Raw genomic sequence first — 18,459 nt, 5'->3', positions numbered from 1 at the left:
GTTTTCATGGCACCGGCAGATCGTTAATAGATTAAAACTACGAAATTTCCGGCTAAACGGAAAGCGCATTAATGACTTTCAGCATTCAATGAAGCGCTCGGAATTCAATAGATGCTCTTTCTAAATTTTTCGTTTCCTTTACCCAAAACCATCAAGTATATTTACGCATCCTTGGAGCAAGCCGACAAACCTTGAAGCCGCATGACGGCGAATTTACGGGACGGCGACACGCTGTCCTTCCGTCCTGCGGCCTGGCCCGGCCAGCCCCGTAGGTCGTCGGTTCAAAGGGATTGCGCGCCTGCGCCGGGCGTGCTGCCCCGTGTCGTGCGCGCGAAATCAATTCAGTACAACACGCGCCCGGCCATTTTGAACCGGCAAGTTAACCGACATCCGGAAATCCAGAGGGGGCAGTAAACCATGATTACCTTCACGTAGTCGGCCGCCGTCTTTTCGAATAATCCGTCATTGGCATTTTTCGCTGTTGATTAAACGGCGAGGGGATTGCTTTTGCCGGCGTTTTCGCAGCACTGAACGATTCTTTCAACAATCGAGGTTTCAGTCATGTCGATCCATATTCGCAAGATGCGTTATCTGCCGCTCGTCGCCGCACTCGCGCTCGCCGGGTGCGGCGGCGACGACGGCGGTGCGGGCTCCGCTTCCGCGCTCAGCTCCGCCGGCGCGCCGCATACGGGCTCGTCGCCCACCGTCGCCGCGCCGCCGAGCGCATCGAACGTCGACAAGAGCGTCTCGCCCGTCGAATTGCCGGACACCGTGGTGCCCGTGAACTACCGGCTGTGGTTCCGCCCGAACGAAGCGCTGAACGCGTTCGACGGCCGCGCCGACGTCGAGATCAAGGTGCTCAAGCCGGTCAACAACATCGTGATCGCCGGCCACCGGATCAAGTTCACCAACGGCCGCATCACGCTGCAGCCGGGCAACATCCAGCTGATCGCGACGCCGCAGGACAAGGGCGACTTCTATCAGCTGCGCCCCGTGAGCGGCTCGATCTCGCCGGGCAACTATTCGCTGCACATGGAGTGGTCGGGCATCATCAACTTCAAGTCGTATGACGATCCGGTCAACCACACGGGCGGCAGCTGCGGCGACGATCCGTATCCGGGCTGCTCGGCCGCGGAAGGCGTGTTCCGCGTCGACCTGAAGGGCACCGACGGCAAGACGAGCGGCGCGATCCTGACGCAGGGCGAAACCAACCTGTCGCGCCAGTGGTTCCCCGGCTGGGACGAGCCGGCGTTCCGCCCGACCTATGAAGTGACGGCCGAAGTGCCGCAAAGCTGGCGCGTCGTGTCGAACGCGGCCGAGAAGCCGTCGACCAACGTCGGCGGCGGCTACAAGCTCGTGCAGTTCGAGAAGACCCCGCCGATGCCGTCGTACCTGCTGTTCTTCGGCGGCGGCATGTTCGACACCTACGAGGACGACTTCACGAGCCCGCTGCCGGGCGGCAAGGGCGGCCTGCACCTGCGCGTGTTCACGCCGCCGGGCATGAGCGAGTGGGCGAAGCCGGCGATGGACCGCACCAAGCAGGCGCTCGACTACTACTACCGCTACACCGGCATCCCGCTGCCGCTCACGAAGTTCGACACGGTGGCCGCGAACGATGCGTTCAAGGAGCAGAAGGACCTGAACTTCGGCGGGATGGAGAACTGGGGCTCGATCCTCGAGTTCGCCGACGACATCCTGCCGCAGCCGGGTCAGCCGATGTCGCACTACGGCAACGAAGTGCTGACGCACGAAGTGGCGCACCAGTGGTTCGGCGATCTCGTGACCACCGACTGGTGGGACAACGTGTGGCTCAACGAATCGTTCGCGACGTTCTTCGAGACGAAGACGACGATCCAGTTCTTCCCCGACGAGTTCAGCTGGCTCGACCAGGTGAAGAACAAGTATCGCGTGATCAATCGTGACATCGGCCCGAACGCATTCCCGGTCGCGCCGAACTTCAACGACTGGGCGTCGAACGACTTCGTGCTGAGCGCCAGCGCGTTCACGTACGACAAGGGCGGCCACGTGCTGAAGACGCTCGAGAACTATCTCGGCGAGCAGACGCTGCGTAAGGGCCTGCAGCAGTACCTGGTCGACTACTCGTTCGGCAACGGGACGCCGAAGCGTCTGTGGGATGCGCTGTCGAAGGAAAGCGGCCAGGCGGTCGGCCCGATCGGCGACAGCTACGTGCGCCAGACCGGCGTGCCGCTGATCTCGCTCGACACGCAATGCGACCTGACGAAGAACCAGACGGTCGTCACGCTGAAACAGCAGCCGTTCCCGAACAAGAACGCGTATCCGGGCCTGCAGTGGACGGTGCCGCTCACGCTCGCGTACGGCCAGGGTCTCGCGAAACGCACGACGCTCGCGCTGAAGGACACGCAGACGCAGACGCGGATCGACGGCTGCACGGGCGTGGTCGCCGACCCGAGCGGTCTCGACTACTACGTCGTGAACTACAGCGACGCGGCCTGGAGCGGGCTGCTCACGCAGATCAACAGCTCCACCGATCCGGTGCTGCTGGCGAACCTGAAGAGCGAAGCGGCGCTGCTCGTCGCGAACAACCTCGCGCCGGCTTCGCGCTCGACGTCGATCGGTTCGGTCGCTTCGCCGGCCGCGATGAAGCTGCGCCAGACGCCGAGCTTCGGCGGCATCGAACCGGTGACGAAGCAACGCCCGGCCCTGCAATACCAGGGCATCTTCAAGCCGCGCAAGGTAGTCACGCAGTAACGGTGCGCGTCCGGCCGGTGCCGCGCGACCCGCGGCGCCGGCCGGCGTACCGGTTTCTCCGACCTGTTGACGGGCCTCGCATGCGAGGCCCTTTTTTCATGGGGCGCGACGTTCGCCCGTCGTCACGCCCACGCGGCGTCCCACGCCGGCTGCGCGAACCACGTGGCGAGGAACGCGACGAGCCGCGACGTGCGCGCACTGCCGCGCGCCTGCTGACGCAGCACGTGGATCGTCGCCGGCTCGGGCGCCGCCGCGTACTGCGGCAGCAGCGCGCGCAACCGTCCGTCGCGCAGCGCGTCCGCCGCGAGCCAGGTCGGCAGGTGCGCGAGACCGAGCCCGTCGATGGCCGCCTCGAGCAACGCTTCCGAATGATTGCTGCGAAACCGCGGCTGCGCCGGCACGTGACGGCGCTCGCCGAAGCGCCACGCGCCGGGCGGCGGCGCGCCATGCCATGCGAGACAGTCATGGCCGGCGAGCGCGTCGGGCGATGCGGGCTCGCCGCGCCGGGCGAGGTAGGCCGCGCTCGCGCACAGCACGCGCCGCTGCGGCGCCAGCACCGTCGCGACGAAACGCGTGTCCTCGAGCGGGCCGATGCGCACCGCGAGATCGACGTCGGAACCCAGCCGCGCGCCCTGCAGGTCGACCATGCTGTCGGTCAGCACGAGGTCGACCTGCAGCGCCGGATAGCGCTGCATGAACGCGGCCAGCGCGGCCATCAGGTGCCGCCGGCCGAAGGGCGCCGGGCAGTCGACGCGCAGCAGCCCGCCCGGTTCGTCGTGCTGGCTGTGCAGGTCTTCCTGCAATCCGCGCAGCTCGGCCAGCATCCGGGTCGCGCGCCCGTACAGCAGTTGCCCGGCCTCGGTCGGCCGCAGCGCGTGCGTGGTGCGATGCAGGAGACGGATGCCGAGCTGCGTCTCGAGCCGGTCGATGCGCCGCGTGACCGACGACGCGGCGACGCCGAGCCGGCGCGCGGCCGCCGAGAAGCTCTGCTGGTCGACCACGTCGACGAACAGCGCGAGGTGCGGGGAAAGGAAGTCGTTCATTCGTGAGCCTGTGGATGGGCTATGCGGAATACGCAAAACAATCATCCGCCTTTGCACGTTTCCGCGTCAAACCGGGCCCACTAGACTGCATTGACCGGTTTCATCCACCGCACGCGCCGGCCCGCCGGGCCGGGCAGCCGCCATCGTTCACGGAGATCATCATGCGCAGCATCCGCTTCGACAGCCCCGCCGCCGACATCGAGTCGCTCGACGCGCGGGTCCGGGACATCGCCCCGCCCGTACCGGCCGACGGCCAGATGCTGATCGAGGTGCGCGCGGCCGGCGTGAACCCGAGCGACGTGAAGGCCGCGCTCGGCCGCATGCCGCATGCGGTGTGGCCGCGCACGCCGGGGCGCGACTGGGCCGGCATCGTGCGCAGCGGCCCCGACAACTGGATCGGCGCGCCGGTGTGGGGCTCGGGTGGCGATCTCGGCGTCGGGCGCGACGGTTCGCATGCGGAATGGCTCGTACTGGACGCCGCGCACGTGCGCCGCAAGCCGGGCGTGCTGACGCTCGACGAGGCGGCCGGCGTGGGCGTGCCGTTCGTCACCGCGTACGAAGGCCTGCGCCGGGCCGGCATGCCGACGGCCGACGACGTCGTGCTCGTGTTCGGCGCGAACGGCAAGGTCGGTCAGGCCGCGATCCAGCTCGCCACCGCACGCGGCGCGACCGTGATCGGCGTCGAGCGCGGGCCCGGCGCCTATCGCGGCCATGCGTCGGGCGACGTCCCCATGATCGACGCATCGAGCCGGACGGTGGCCGACGCGGTACGCGAGTTGACCGGCGGCCACGGCGCGGACATCGTCTACAACACGGTCGGCAGCCCGTATTTCGAAGCGGCGAACGCGTCGATGGCGATCGGCGCGCGACAGATCTTCATCTCGACGATCGAGCGCAGCGTGCCGTTCGACATCTTCGCGTTCTATCGCGGCCAGCACACGTTCGTGGGCATCGATTCGCTGCAGCTCGGCGCGGCCGCGGTCGCGCAGATCCTCGATACGCTCGCGCCCGGCTTCGGCAACGGCACGCTGCGCCCGTTCCCGATCGGTGACGACTACGTGTACCCGCTCGAGCGTGCGCACGACGCGTATCGCGCGGTGCTGGCCGGCGCGCGCGAGCGCGTCATCCTCAAGCCCTGACACCGGCCCCACGGGAGACCGCCATGATGGATTACGTGACCTCGCTCGCGGTGGGCGTCGGTGTCGGCGTGTTGTACGCGCTGCTGCACGTGCGCTCGCCGGCCCCGCCGCTCGTTGCGCTCGTCGGCCTGCTCGGGATGGTGATCGGCGAACGCGCGATCGCGCTGCTGCGTTGATGCGTCGATGCAACGCCCGATGCCGCGCTAACGATCGTCGCGGCGCCGGAACGCCCACCACGCGGCCAGCGCGGTGAAGCCGGCAACGAGCAGCACCATCAGCCAGAAGCCGTGCTTGTTCTCCGAGAACGGCACGCCGCCGACGTTCATCCCGAAGAAGCCGGCGACGATGTTGATCGGCAGCGCGATCACGGTGACGAGCGTCAGCGTGAACAGCGTCCGGTTGTTCTGCTCGTCGAGGCGCGAGCCGATCTCTTCCTGCAGCAGCTTGATGCGCTCGTTGAGCCCCGCCAGATCGGCGAGCACCAGCGAGAATTCCTCGGTCGACTCGCGCAGCTCCTGAACGTCTTCCGTGTGCAGCCACGCGGGCGGCTTCGCGAGCAGCCGGAAGATCGACCCGGGCTCCGGCGCGAGCATGCGCTGCAGGCGCGTCAGCGTGCGGCGCATCGCACCGAGTTCGATGCGGCTCGACGTGAGCCGCTGCGACAGGAAGCGATCCTCGATGCGGTCGACGTCGATGCTCGTGCGCCGCATGATCTGGATCAGCAGGTCGGCCTGGTCGCGCAACAGGTGCACGAGCAGCTCCGCGGGCGAGCGGAACTGCTCGCCGTCGCGCACGCACGCGCGCAGCGTGTCGACCGAGCGCAGCGGCTTGAGCCGCGCGGTCACCATGATGCGCCGCTCGACGTGGACGAACAGCGTCGCGATCTCCGACGGCGTCAGTTCGAGGTTGAACATCACGTCGTTGACGATCGCGCGCAACGCGCCGTCTTCCTGCTCGATGCGCGTCGAGCGCGAGCCTTCGTGCAGGAATTCGAAGAAGCTGTCGGGCAACCCGAGATGCGTGCGCATCCAGCGCTCGCTCGCGCCGTGCGCGAGATTGAAATGCAGCCAGACGAAATCGCCCGATGCGGCCGCGCCGTGCTCGCGGCACGTGCGCAGCCATGCGGCGGCCGCGTCGGCATCGAGCAGCGCGCCAGCGCCGCCCGGATCGAAGCGGAATCCGCACACCATGCCGGAGGTATCGGCGCCGTAAGTCTGTACGATCAGGTCCATCGTGTCGAAGGGGGGTGCGGCACGCGGCGCGCCGCACATCGCGGGTCGCGGGCCCGCGCCGGGTAAGGAAAGGAGACGTATGCCCGACGGGCGTGACGCGCGCGTGACAGTGTCACGCGACATCATACCGGCAGCTTCTCCTGCCCCAAAAACAACGCGCCGCCCGATGGGCGGCGCTGACCGGAAAGACCTCGTGACGGGCGCGGCACGCGTTACTGCCGCGTCTCCGACTGCGCGGCGCTCGGGCACGCGGGGTCCTTGCCCCAGTGGCCGTCGCACACGCGCCAGCGGCACAGCTGATCCTCGAAGAAACCGCGCTCCGAACACTCCTTCACGCGCGACGCCAGCGAGCCGCCGGTGGTTGCCGCCGTCTTGGTCGGCACGGCCTGCCCCTTCTGCGCGGCGAGTTTCTTGTCGGCCGGCTTCGTGCGCGCGACGAGCGCCGCGAGCAGATCGGCATCCGGATCGTCCTTCCCGGCCGCCTTCGCGGTTCGGGTGGACGTCGCTTCGCGGCGCTTCTTCGCCTGCGCGAGCTCGGCCTGCTGTTCCTTGCGATGCTTGCGGGCTTCGGCCTTCGTGTCGACCTTCGCCTCGGTTTTCGTGTCGGTCTTGCCGTGAGCCGCGACCTTCGTGCTCTTCGACGCGTCGGCCTTCGCGGTCTTGGACGTCGCCGCTGCGGCGGCCGCAGTGGCGGCGACGCCGGCCGCGGCCGCCCCGCCCGAGCCCTCTTCGGCGCCGTTGGCGAGCGCGCGCGACAGCCGGCTGTTGTCCGCCGCGGAGGCGGCGGAAGCCGATGCGGATGCAACGGCCTGGGACGCCGAATCGTCGTTGACGATCGTGGCCGGTTGCACGGCCGACGCAGCGGACGCCCCGTTCTGCGCGACCTGCGCGGCGGCGCCGCTGGCCGGCGCGACCTTGTCCGGCGCAGCCGCCGCGGGTGCCGTCGCGGCCGCGACGACCGCGGGTTGCTCGCCCGACGACTGCTGCATGCGCCACGCGCCCCAGCCGCCGACGGCCACGACCAACGCCACGACCGCGGCGATCGGCGCCTTCAGCGAACGGCGCGGCGGCTCGGCGGGCGGCGTGACACGCCCTTCCAGATCCGCGAGAATGCGCGACTGCCGTGGCCCTCCCTCGCCCGCCGGTTTAGTATCGGACAGCAGGCTGGGCGGAGTTTTCGAATTTGAATTTTCCGGCGCACTCATTCAGCGTCTCATTGAATCCTGGTTTAATTCACCGCGATAATATAGCCCGGCCTCTCGAAGCAGCCTGATTCTAAGAGCAAGCATTGCAAAACACAATCAATTCCAATTTCCGGGGATATCGTTGATTGCCGTCGCACTCGTCGCCTATTTCGCCCTTGCCGTCGCCGTTGCGGCACTGTTGCTTTTACCGGGTATCCGCGCGACCGTTTTCGAATCCGTTGCCCAGTTTCACGGCCGTCTTACCCGCCGTGCGAACGATCGCGCCGCGCGCACGCGGAGTCAGATTGTTAAATCGGCAAGCGTTACGCGCGGCGCATTAAACGATGTGCAAAATTTACTGGTTCGGCGGCGCTTGATGATTATGGTATCGGCAGGTATTCTTGCGACGCCGCCATTGGTCGCCATTGCGTTACGCGGCCGGCAATTGTTCCAGTACGACGACACGGCGCGCGTGCCCGACGAGAAGATCGCCGCGCTGCTGCAGGGCGAGCAACTCGTGCCGCCCCCGCCGCTGCCGCCGGAAGTCTTCGCCACCAAGGAAGTCGAACAGGTCCGCCCGGCGCTGAAGGATGCGAGCCGCGACTGGAACCTGCTGGATCCGGATTTCCGTACGCGTTTGCTGCTGGTCTACAAGATCATGCACGAACAGCACGGTTATGAAATGGCGTTGCTGGAAGGTTACCGGAGCCCGGAACGGCAGAACCGGCTGGCGCAGATGGGCAGCAACGTGACCAACGCGGCAGCCTTCCAGAGTTATCACCAATTCGGGCTGGCGGCCGATAACGCATTCCTGCGCGACGGCAAGCTGGTCATTTCCGAGAAAGATCCGTGGGCGATGCGCGGCTACCAGTTGTACGGCCAGGTCGCCGAACAAGTCGGCCTGACCTGGGGCGGCCGATGGAAAATGATGGATCTCGGGCACGTGGAATACCATAAACCCGGTTTTAAACTGGGACGCGGCAGCTAGCCAGGGCTGCCGGACAGGAAATAATGAGGGCGGCATGGGGCTTTTTAATATCCCGGCAGGAAACGATATGGGCGACGCAGAAAATCGGGCATTCCGGTGCGCGATTTTTTCCGGCCGCCGCTTCCGTTTTAAATCTCACAGCGTCCTTTCGTTAATGCGCGCGCCTTCTCCGATGCCGCGGGCGCATTGATGCCAGCCCCCTTCATCCCGTTTGACAGCATGGCGACACATCGCGGCGCCACCCTTGCCGCTCGACGCGCCTGCGTCGCCTCACCGAATCGCACCGGAACCTGAACGTCCTATGCAACGCATCCTCAACGTGCTGACTCATCCGCGTACGCTCTCGATCGTCGGGATCGTCGCGCTAGCGGCCATTCTGTTCATCGTCGCCGACATGTTGCAGCTGCCGCTCCTGTGGGCGGCGACCGCGTTCGCGGCGATCCTCGCGCTGTGGCTCGTGGTCGCGCTGTGGCGCCGCTGGCGCGTGAAGCGTGCGAACCAGCAGCTCGGCCAGGTGCTGGAAGAGCAGGCGGAAACCGGCAAGATCGCCGCGCCGGCCGCTGCCGCGCTCGCACCGGACGCGAAGACCGCCGACCTCGACGTGCTGCGCACGCGCCTGTCGGATGCGGTGAAGACGATCAAGACGTCGAAGATCGGCCAGGTGTCGGGCGGCTCCGCGCTGTACGAACTGCCGTGGTACATCGTGATTGGCAACCCGGCCGCGGGCAAGAGCAGCGCCGTGCTCAATTCCGGCCTGCAGTTCCCGTTCGCGGACAAGAACAGCGCCGTGATCCACGGCATCGGCGGCACGCGCAACTGCGACTGGTTCTTCACGACCGAAGGGATCCTGCTCGACACGGCCGGCCGCTATTCGGTGCACGAGGAAGACCGCAGCGAGTGGCTCGGCTTCCTCGGGCTGCTCAAGCGCTACCGTCCGAAGGCGCCGATCAACGGCATCATCGTCACGGCCAGCATCGCCGAACTCACCGGCAACCGCCCCGAATTCGCGATCAACCTCGCGAAAAACCTCCGTCAGCGCGTTCAGGAGCTGACGGAAAAGCTGGAAGTGTTCGCGCCGGTCTACGTGATGTTCACGAAGGCCGACCTGATCACCGGCTTCACCGAATTCTTCAGCAGCAGCGACAAGCACGAGTACGACCGCGTGTGGGGCGCCACCCTGCCCTACGAGCCCGACGACAAGCGCGACGTCGTCGCGCAGTTCGACACGCACTTCGAGGAACTCTACGAAGGGCTGAAGGAAATCAGCGTCGCGCAGCTGTCGCTGTCGCGCGGCAACCAGCTGTCGCCGGGCCAGTTGAGCTTCCCGCTCGAATTCTCGACGATCAAGCCGTCGCTGCGCGCGTTCCTCGCGACGCTGTTCGAGAACAACCCGTTCCAGTACAAGCCGATCTTCCGCGGCTTCTACTTCACCAGCGCGCTGCAGGAAGGCGAAACCAACAGCGCGGCCGCGCAGCGCATCGCGCACCGCTTCGGCCTCGACGGGAATGCGCTGCCGAAACCGCACAGCGCGTTCTCGAAGAACGGCTTCTTCCTGCGTGACCTGTTCTCGAAGGTGATCTTCGCGGACCGCCAGACGGTGCGCCAGTTCGCGAGCCCGACCAAGACGCGGCTGCGCTACGCGACCTTCTTCGGCTTCGTCGCGGCGCTCGCGCTCGCGCTGGGCGGCTGGACCTGGTCGACGATCGGCAACCAGCAGCTGGTCGCGAACGTGCAGGCCGACCTCGACAACGTCACGCGCCTGCAGCAGGGCCGCAACGACCTGCAGTCGCGCCTGCAGGCGATGGACATCCTCGAGGACCGGATCGAGCAGCTCGAACAGTTCCGCCGCGACAAGCCGATGTCGGTGTCGCTCGGCCTGTACCAGGGCGACCGGCTCGAGCAGCATCTGCTGACCGAGTACTACAACGGCGTGCGCCAGATCCTGCTCGCGCCGGTCTCGCAAAACCTCGCGTCGTTCATGAAGGACGTGAACGCGCACCCCGAGCAGCTCGTGCCGATGACGCGCCCGCCCGAATCGGGCGCCGTGCAGGGCGGCACGATACCGGTCTCGACGAACGCGGCAGGCGCCGCCCCGCAGCCGGGCGCCGCGCTGGCCGCGTCCGGCACCGCGCCGGCCACCGCACCGCAACAGGCGGCGGCCCCGCAAGGCGGCCTCTACAGCGACGCGTCGCCAACCAACGTGCAGGATGCGTACAACGCGCTCAAGACGTACCTGATGCTGTCCGACAAGCGTCACGTCGAACAGGCGCACCTGACCGACCAGCTCGCCCGCTTCTGGCGCGGCTGGCTCGAGACGAATCGCGGCAACATGCCGCGCGACGAGATGATCCGGAGCGCCGAGCGGATGATCTCGTTCTACCTGTCCCGCGTGAACGACAACGACTGGCCGATGATCGACGCGAACCTCGCGCTCGTCGACCAGACCCGCGAGAACCTGCGCCGCGTGGTGCGCGGCATGCCGGCCCGCCAGCGCGTCTACGAGGAAATCAAGGCCCGCGCGTCGACCCGCTTCGCGCCGATGACCATCGCGCGCATCGTCGGCGACGGCAACCAGGGGCTCGTGGCAGGCAGCTACGCGATTCCGGGCACGTTCACGCGTGAAGCGTGGTTCGACTACGTGCAGCCGGCGATCCGCGATGCGGCGACCAAGGAGCTGCAGGCGAAGGACTGGGTGCTCAACACGTCGACGCAGGACGACCTGACGCTCGAGGGCAGCCCCGAGCAGATCCAGAAGACGCTCGTCGGCATGTACAAGACCGAGTACGCGCAGCACTGGCAGAAGTTCATGCAGGGCATCGCGGTACAGGGCTTCACCAGCTTCGGCCAGGCCGTCGACGGGATGAACCGCCTCGGCGACCCGCAGGATTCGCCGATCCGCAAGATCCTCGAGACCGCGTACGACCAGACGTCGTGGGACAACCCGTCGCTCGCGAACGTGACGATCAAGAAGGCGCAGACGGGCGTCGTGAACTGGGTCAAGCAGCTGTTCTCGCGCTCGCAGGCCGGCCAGGTGGCGGCAGCCAACATCGACATCAACGGCAATCCGGCCGAGGTGCCGATGGGTCCGATCGGCCAGGAGTTCGTCGGGCTCGCGCGGATCGTCGCGACGCACGACGGCACGTCGATGCTGAAGGGCTACATGGAGTCGCTGTCGAAGGTCCGCACGCGCTTCAACGTGATCAAGAATCAGGGCGACCCGGGGCCGGGCGCGCGCCAGCTGATGCAGCAGACGCTCGACGGCAGCGGTTCGGAACTCGCCGATTCGCTGAAGCTCGTCGACGAGCAGATGCTGACGGGCCTGACCGATTCGCAACGCAAGTCGCTGCGTCCGCTGCTGGTGCGGCCGCTGATGCAGGCGTTCGCGGTCGTGATCCAGCCGGCCAGCGCCGAAGTCAACAAGGTGTGGAACGCGCAGGTCTACCAGCCGTTCCAGAGCTCGCTCGCGACGAAGTACCCGTTCGCCGCGAACGCGAAGGTCGAGGCCGGCGCCGGCGAGATCGCGCAGGTGTTCGGTCCGGACGGCTCGATCGCGAAGTTCGTCGGGACGACGCTCGGGCCGCTCGCGGTGCGCCGCGGCGACACGCTCGCCGCCCGCACGTGGGGCGACATGGGCATCGGACTCACGCCGGACTTCACCAACGGCTTCGCCCGCTGGGTCGCGCCGCTCGCGGGCGGCGCGGCCGGCAGCGCAGCCGCGTCGGCCGAGCCGCAGACCGTGTTCCAGATCCTGCCGCAACCGAGCACGGGCACGACGGAATACACGATCGCGATCGACGGCCAGCAGCTGCGCTACCGCAACACGCCGCCGCAGTGGACCAACTTCGTGTGGCCGAACCCGCAGGGTTCGCCGGGCGCGACGCTGTCCGCGACGACCTTCGACGGCCGCACGGTGCAGCTCGTCAACGAGCCGGGCCGCTACGGTCTCGAGAAGCTGATCAACTCGGCGCAGCGCAAGCGCCGTCCGGATGGCACCTTCGACCTGACGTGGGCACAGGGCAGCGTGAACGTGTCGGTGACGATGCGCATCATCAGCACGTCGCAACCGTCGGCCGGTGGCGGCGACCAGCCGCAGCAGCAAAGCCTGCGCGGCCTGCAGCTGCCGTCGTCGGTCGCCGACGCGAGCGCGGGCGCCGCGCAGAACGCGACGCAAGCCGGCACCGGCACGCCGGGCGCCGCGCCGGCGGTCGCGGCCGCCAACGCAACGAATGCACAGAGGGCGCAATGACGCAAACCGTACAGGCGCAAATCGCCTACTTCGGCAAGATTCCGTCGCGCGGCGACTTCGTGAAGAGCGCGCACAATCCGCAACTGCTGCAGACGCTCGATCGCTGGATCGCACAGGCGCTGGAGCTGCTCGCGGAAGATCCGCGCTGGAAGATCGTCTACGAGGATGCGAAGCCGATGCATTTCGCGTTCCTCGGCTCGCGCAGCAAGCTCGCGATCGCGGGCCACATGGTCGCGAGCCACGACGTGTCGATGCGCCGCTTCCCGTTCCTCGGCGCCACCGCGCTGGAGGTCGACCGGCCGGTCGCGTTCCTCGCGCGCAGCCCGCTCGCGTTCGCGCGGCTGTGGTCGCGCGTCGCCGCGCAGATCCCGCCGCTGCTCGGCAAGGACGAGCCGCCCGGCGCGCTGCAGGCGCTCGGCGACACGCAGGTGCCGATCGACATCGGCGGCCCCGGCACGTCGCATGACGGCACCTTCAACGATTTCGTCGAACACCAGACGCTGCACGGCCTGCAGGAGATGCTGCTCGAAAGCGGTCATCCGGTGCGGCTGCGCGGCGCGATGCTCGCGCTCGGCTCGCTGCTGCGGCCGGTGATGCAGAGCGGTTCGTCGCACATCGAACGCGGCCTCACGCTGCCGCTGCCGGTCGATCCGTTCTACCGCAGCCTCGTCGCCGCGTTCTGGCTCGAGCTGATCGCGCCGTTCGTCGCGCAGGCCGACTTCGAGCTCGCGATCTTCATCGGCACGATCGCCGAACGCGAACGGCTCGTCATCGGCTTCAACGGCGCGTCGGCGAAGACGCTGCTGAGCGTCGTCGACCCGCAGACCTACGCCGCCCACAACATCGACATCGACGATCCCGAGTGGATCGACGCCCATGCGCAAAACGATCACCAGATCAGCAAGCTCGTCAGCTACCTCGACCAACCGCAACTCTCGCTGCGCGTCGCCATCGACGCGTTCCGCGAAGCGTTCATCGGAGGCTGACCGCATGCATCGCACGATTCAGGTCCGGCGCGCACGCTTGTCGGCCGCCGTCTCGCCCACCCTCGCCGCGCTGTTCGCGGCCGGCCTCGTCGCGAGCGGCGCGGCCTTCGCGCAGAACACCGGCGCGACCGTCACGCCGGTCGGCAACGGCACGGTCGCGACGACCGCGCTGCCGCAGGCCAACCCCAACGCCGGCGGCGCGTCCGGCACGGTGGTGCACGGCACCGCCGGCACGCTCACGCCGCCGCCCGCGAACGCGGCGCCCGGCCAGGTGGTGGTCGGCGGCAAGGTGCCCGACGAGGCGACCAAGGCCGCCGTGCTGCAGAAGCTGCGCGATACCTACGGCGCGACGAACGTCGTCGACCAGATCGAGGTGGGCGACGTCGCGACGCCGCCGAACTGGAGCGCGAACGTGCAGAAACTGCTCGGCGCGCAGCTCAAGCAGATCAGCAAGGGCCAGTTGAAGATCAACGGCACGCAGATCGAGATGAAGGGCGAGGTGCACAACGAGGCGCAGCGCCAGCAGCTCGCGAGCGACATGGCGAACACGCTGAACCCGACGTACACGATCAAGAACGGGCTGCGCGTGTCGGCGTCCGAGCAGGGCGTGCTCGACCAGACGCTCGCGAACCGGACGATCGAGTTCGAGACCGGCAGCGCGACGCTGACGCCGCAGGGCAAGTTGATCCTCGACCAGATGGCGGCCGCGCTCGCGAAGATGCAGAACCGCACGGTCGACATCATCGGCCACACCGACAACTCGGGGAACCGGACGTCGAACATCGCGCTGAGCCAGGCGCGCGCGGATGCGGTGAAGGGCTACCTGATCACGAAGAGCATTCCGCCGCAGCAGATGACGACGACGGGCGTCGGGCCGGATCAGCCGATCGCGCCGAACGATACGGCCGACGGGCGGGCGCGGAACCGGCGGATCGAATTCCGCGTCGGGCAGTAACGGGACCTCGACCGGCCGCCGTCTCCATGACGGAGCGCGGCGGCGGCACGGCATACGACGGGCGGCGGCAGCGATGCACCGCCCGTCTTGCGTTTACGACTGCTCGTCGGGCCGCACGCCCAGCAGTTCGCGAATATGCGACAGCGAGCCGTCGTCCTTCACGACGCTCTCGAGCCACTTGTGCAGCGGCATGTCGGCCCATTCGGCCGCCTTGTCGGCGAGATACGCGACCGGGCTGTGCGGCTCGGTCTGACGGAAATAGCGCGCCACCGCACGCAACTGGTCGACGGCCTGCGCACGGTTCTGGATGCCGGCGATCGTCTGCGTCACCGGAGGACGCGAAGCGGTCTGCTGCTGCACGTGAGTCTCCTCGGTCTGGATCGGTTGGCCGAACACCGGCTCGATGCGCTCGGGCTGGGCCTGCTGCGCCGCCTGCGTGTGCGGCGCGCTGCCGGTATAGCCCTGTTCGCGCGCGAAGCGCTCGGCGAGCCGGTACACGGTCTCGAACGCGTCGCGCGCCTGCCGGAAGCTCGGCGCCGAATCGCCCGCGCGCTCGACGAGCCGCTCCTCGAACGCATCGAGCGCGAATTCGAACGCCTTCAGGTTCGCCAGCAGCGCCGTGTAGAACGCTATCGACGTCACGCGCCGCGACGCGTCGATCTGCTCGATCGACGGCTTGCCGCGCGCGATGTCGTCCGCATGCTCGGGGTCGCGCTTGATCGACTGCGCGACGTGCTGCGCGACTTCCCAGTCGAGCGTGCTGAACGCATTCGATGCACCGTCGGTCAGCGGCACCGCGCGCAGCAGCTCGGCCGTGCGACCGGACAGCCATGCGACGTTGCCGAGCCGGTGCTCGATGTCGTCGTCCTCGGGCAGCGGGTGGAAGGTGTCCCAGAACTCGCGGCACAGACCCTCGAGCAGCGCATAGCCTTCGGTGAGGCCGGTGATGCCGTCCTCGAGCGCGAGCGCCTCGGTCAGCCACACGGCGAGCCGCAGGTCCTTCGTGCGCGTGCGCAGCAGCTCGCCCGCATGGTCGACGACGAAGCCCCAGTCGGCCTCCTTGATCTCGGTCACCCATTCGCCCTGGTCGAGCGTCGGGTCGTCGTAGCGCCGCGCGTCCTGGATCGCGTCGAATTCGTTCGAGAACAGCAGGTCGTCGCCGCTGGGCGACGCCTCGCTGATCGGCGTCAGCAGCTCGGGGAGATTGATCGGCATGGTTCAGTGAATCCGTTGATGCATGAGATGTCGCGTGCGGGGACTCATTCGACGGTGTACGCGAATTCGCCGGCCTCGTCCGCGCGCACCGCGATGCGCGCGATGGCCGCGCCGTCGGCGATCCGGCCCAGCACGTGGCCCGCGATCTCCGGCAGCAGCGTGCCGTTCAGGATGTGGTCGACGTTGCGGGCGCCCGAGTCGACCTCGGTGCAGCGCGCGAGCACCGCGTCGACGAGCGACTCGTCCCACTCGAACGCGGCCTTGTGGTTCGCTTCGATCCGGCGGCGGATGCGTTCGAGCTTCAGCTCGATGATCTCGGCCAGCACGTCGTCGGAAATCGGGTAGTACGGCACGACCTTCATCCGGCCGAGGAACGCCGGCTTGAAAGTCTTGTACAGCTGCGGACGCAGCGTCTCGGCGAGCGTGTCCGGGTCGGGCAGTTCCTCGGCCGGCTTGTTCAGGCACGCCTGCATCACCGCGGCCGAGCCGACGTTCGAGGTCAGGATGATCAGCGTGTTGCGAAAGTCGATCTCGCGCCCTTCCGCATCGTCCATCGTGCCCTTGTCGAACACCTGGAAGAACATTTCGAGCACGTCGGGGTGCGCCTTCTCGACTTCGTCGAGCAGCACGACGGAATACGGGTTGCGGCGCACGGCCTCGGTCAGCACGCCGCCTTCGCCGTAACCGACGTAGCCCGGCGGCGAGCCCTTCAGGCCCGACACGCTGTGCGCTTCCTGGTACTCGCTCATGTTGATCGTGACCATCTTGCGCTCGCCGCCGTACAGGATGTCGGCCAGCGCCAGCGCCGTCTCGGTCTTGCCGACCCCCGACGGCCCGACGAACATGAACACGCCGCGCGGCTTGTTCGGATCCTCGAGGTTCGCGGTCGCGGTGCGCACGCGCTGCGCGATCGCCTCCAGCGCATGGTCCTGGCCGATCACGCGCGCGGTCAGCAGCGGCTGCAGGTTCAGCACGGTGTCGATCTCGTCCTTCACCATCCGGCCGAGCGGAATGCCGGTCCACGCGGCGACGATCTCGGCGACCACGTGGCCGTCGACCTGCAGCGGCACCATCGGCTCGCCCCCTTGCAGCGCGTGCAGCGCCGCGACGCACTCCGCGAGCTTGTCGCGGGTGGCCTGCACGTCGACCGGCTGGCCGTCTTCCGACGGGCCGCGTGCGCGGTCGAGCGCATCGCGCAGCTCGGTGATCTCGGCGACGATCACGCGCTCGGCTTCGTAGCGTTCCTCGTCCTTTGCCAGTTGTTCGAGCGCCGTGTCGCGCGCGCCGCGCAGCTCGCCGAGCCGCTCGTCGTGCGCCGCGCCGCCCGCCGCTTCGCGCTCCAGCGACGCGATTTCCGCATCGATCCGCTCGATGCGCTTCTTGGTGTCGTCGATTGCCGCCGGTGTCGCGCTGTGCGCGAGCGCGACCTTCGCGCACGCGGTGTCGAGCACGCTGATCGCCTTGTCCGGCAGCTGACGGCCGCTGATGTAGCGATGCGACAGGCGCACGGCCTCGGTGATCGCGTCGTCGAGAATCCGCACGTTGAAGTGTTTCTCCATCAGGCCCGACATCCCGCGCAGCATCGCGGCCGCGAGCGGCTCGCTCGGCTCCTCGACCTTCACGACCTGGAAGCGCCGCGCGAGCGCCGCATCCTTCTCGAAATACTTCTTGTATTCGCTCCACGTCGTCGCGGCGATCGTGCGCAGCTCGCCGCGCGCGAGCGCCGGCTTCAGCAGGTTCGCCGCGTCGTTCTGGCCGGCCTGGCCGCCCGCGCCGATGATCGTGTGCGCCTCGTCGATGAACAGGATGATCGGATGCGCGCTCTTCTTCACCTCGTCGATCACGCTCTTCAGCCGGTTCTCGAACTCGCCCTTCACGCTCGCGCCGGCCTGCAGCAGCCCCATGTCGAGCACGTGCAGCGCGACGCCGCGCAACGGCGGCGGCACGTCGTCGGCCGCGATCCGCAGCGCGAGCCCTTCGACGACCGCCGTTTTGCCGACGCCGGCCTCGCCGGTCATGATCGGGTTGTTCTGGCGACGGCGCATCAGGATGTCGATCGCCTGGCGGATCTCCGCTTCGCGGCCGATCACCGGATCGATCTTGCCGTCGCGGGCGCGCTGCGTGAGGTTGGTCGTGTACGTGTCGAGCGCGGGCGTCTTCGACGGGCCGGCCGCGGGTGCCATGCCGTCGGCGGCGGGCGCGACGTCGCTGCCCTCGTCGTCCGTCTGGCGCGGCTCGGCTTCGCTCGAACCGGCCATGATTTCGTCGAACTTGTGCTTCAGGTCCGTCACGTTCATTTCCGCGAAGCGCGACGACATCCGTTGCGCGAACTGCGCGAGATCCGGCGCGGTCAGCAGCGCGAGCAGCAGGTGACCCGACCGGATGCGGCCGAGCTGCGAATCGAGCGACGCGATCAGCCACGCCTGCTCGAACAGCGCGATCAGATGGACGGAGAACACCGGCGTGCGCGTGTTGCCGGTCTTCAGGCGCGTGAGCTCGCGTTCGAGATCGGCGTGCAGCGCATGCGGATCGACGCGGCTCGCGCGCAACGCGAGCGGCAGGTCGCCCGTCGCCTCGTCGAGCAACGCGAGGAACAGGTGTTCCAGATCGACCTCGTAGTGGCCGCGCGCCAGGCACGCGCTCGCCGCCCGCTCGGTCGCGTGGCGGCACAGCGGGTTCAGTTTCGTGATCAGGGTCTTCAGAGGCGTGCTCATGGCGTCGATCTCAGGTTCGATTGCGTG

The 18,459-nt window shown here is 67.7% G+C and carries 11 protein-coding genes and 1 pseudogene; 7 read left to right on the top strand and 5 right to left on the bottom strand.

The genetic code is table 11. The annotated features are described in order from the left end of the window. The first annotated feature begins 561 nt into the window (after positions 1 to 561). A complete protein-coding gene (locus KU887_RS02385) occupies positions 562 to 2,730 on the top strand; it encodes a M1 family metallopeptidase (RefSeq protein ID WP_006481916.1) in 2,169 nt (722 codons plus the stop codon). Between the two features lie 122 nt (positions 2,731 to 2,852). Here the strand turns inward: KU887_RS02385 and KU887_RS02380 are convergent, their stop codons facing one another. Beyond that, complete coding sequence (locus tag KU887_RS02380; protein WP_077188949.1) at positions 2,853 to 3,773, bottom strand: LysR family transcriptional regulator; 921 nt, start codon at positions 3,771 to 3,773, stop codon at positions 2,853 to 2,855. A gap of 161 nt (positions 3,774 to 3,934) precedes the next feature. Here KU887_RS02380 and KU887_RS02375 point away from each other — a divergent pair, with 161 nt between their 5' ends. Beyond that, complete coding sequence (locus KU887_RS02375) at positions 3,935 to 4,912, top strand: zinc-binding alcohol dehydrogenase family protein (RefSeq protein ID WP_034201070.1); 978 nt, start codon at positions 3,935 to 3,937, stop codon at positions 4,910 to 4,912. A 26-nt stretch (positions 4,913 to 4,938) separates the two neighbouring features. Then, positions 4,939 to 5,085, top strand: a pseudogene (locus KU887_RS02370) (DUF1427 family protein); the annotation flags it as partial. A gap of 30 nt (positions 5,086 to 5,115) precedes the next feature. Here KU887_RS02370 and KU887_RS02365 read toward each other — a convergent pair. Further along, positions 5,116 to 6,144: a transporter gene (locus tag KU887_RS02365; RefSeq protein WP_006481924.1), complete on the bottom strand. Its 1,029-nt coding sequence runs from the start codon at positions 6,142 to 6,144 to the stop codon at positions 5,116 to 5,118. Positions 6,145 to 6,356: 212 nt separating this feature from the next. After that, complete coding sequence (locus KU887_RS02360) at positions 6,357 to 7,349, bottom strand: phage tail protein (RefSeq protein WP_080330985.1); 993 nt, start codon at positions 7,347 to 7,349, stop codon at positions 6,357 to 6,359. A 121-nt stretch (positions 7,350 to 7,470) separates the two neighbouring features. Between KU887_RS02360 and KU887_RS02355 the strand changes: the two genes are divergently transcribed. The 4 genes from KU887_RS02355 to KU887_RS02340 all read left to right on the top strand — a co-directional run bounded on the left by KU887_RS02355 (position 7,471) and on the right by KU887_RS02340 (position 14,503). Further along, complete coding sequence (locus KU887_RS02355) at positions 7,471 to 8,316, top strand: M15 family metallopeptidase (protein ID WP_006488977.1); 846 nt, start codon at positions 7,471 to 7,473, stop codon at positions 8,314 to 8,316. A 301-nt stretch (positions 8,317 to 8,617) separates the two neighbouring features. Continuing rightward, on the top strand, positions 8,618 to 12,562 hold the full coding sequence (tssM, locus tag KU887_RS02350; protein WP_059723929.1) for a type VI secretion system membrane subunit TssM: 3,945 nt from the start codon (positions 8,618 to 8,620) through the stop codon (positions 12,560 to 12,562). Next, positions 12,559 to 13,548, top strand: a complete 990-nt coding sequence (tagF, locus tag KU887_RS02345) for a type VI secretion system-associated protein TagF (protein WP_006483243.1) — start codon at positions 12,559 to 12,561, stop codon at positions 13,546 to 13,548. The genes tssM and tagF overlap by 4 nt, the downstream gene beginning before the upstream one ends. 4 nt (positions 13,549 to 13,552) lie before the next feature. After that, positions 13,553 to 14,503: an OmpA family protein gene (locus KU887_RS02340; protein WP_080330987.1), complete on the top strand. Its 951-nt coding sequence runs from the start codon at positions 13,553 to 13,555 to the stop codon at positions 14,501 to 14,503. 93 nt (positions 14,504 to 14,596) lie between these two features. Here KU887_RS02340 and tssA read toward each other — a convergent pair whose 3' ends face one another. Further along, positions 14,597 to 15,718 (bottom strand): type VI secretion system protein TssA, encoded by a 1,122-nt coding sequence (tssA, locus tag KU887_RS02335; protein WP_006494418.1) that lies wholly within the window; start codon positions 15,716 to 15,718, stop codon positions 14,597 to 14,599. A 44-nt stretch (positions 15,719 to 15,762) separates the two neighbouring features. Then, the gene (gene tssH, locus KU887_RS02330) at positions 15,763 to 18,432 is read right to left on the bottom strand and encodes a type VI secretion system ATPase TssH (RefSeq protein WP_258254051.1); all 2,670 of its coding nucleotides are present in this window, start codon (positions 18,430 to 18,432) and stop codon (positions 15,763 to 15,765) included. Between the last annotated feature and the right edge of the window lie 27 nt (positions 18,433 to 18,459).

This window comes from Burkholderia sp. EMB26 (genome assembly GCF_024730645.1).
GTDB classification, from domain to species: domain Bacteria; phylum Pseudomonadota; class Gammaproteobacteria; order Burkholderiales; family Burkholderiaceae; genus Burkholderia; species Burkholderia cenocepacia.
This window is presented reverse-complemented; position numbering and strand designations above follow the sequence as displayed.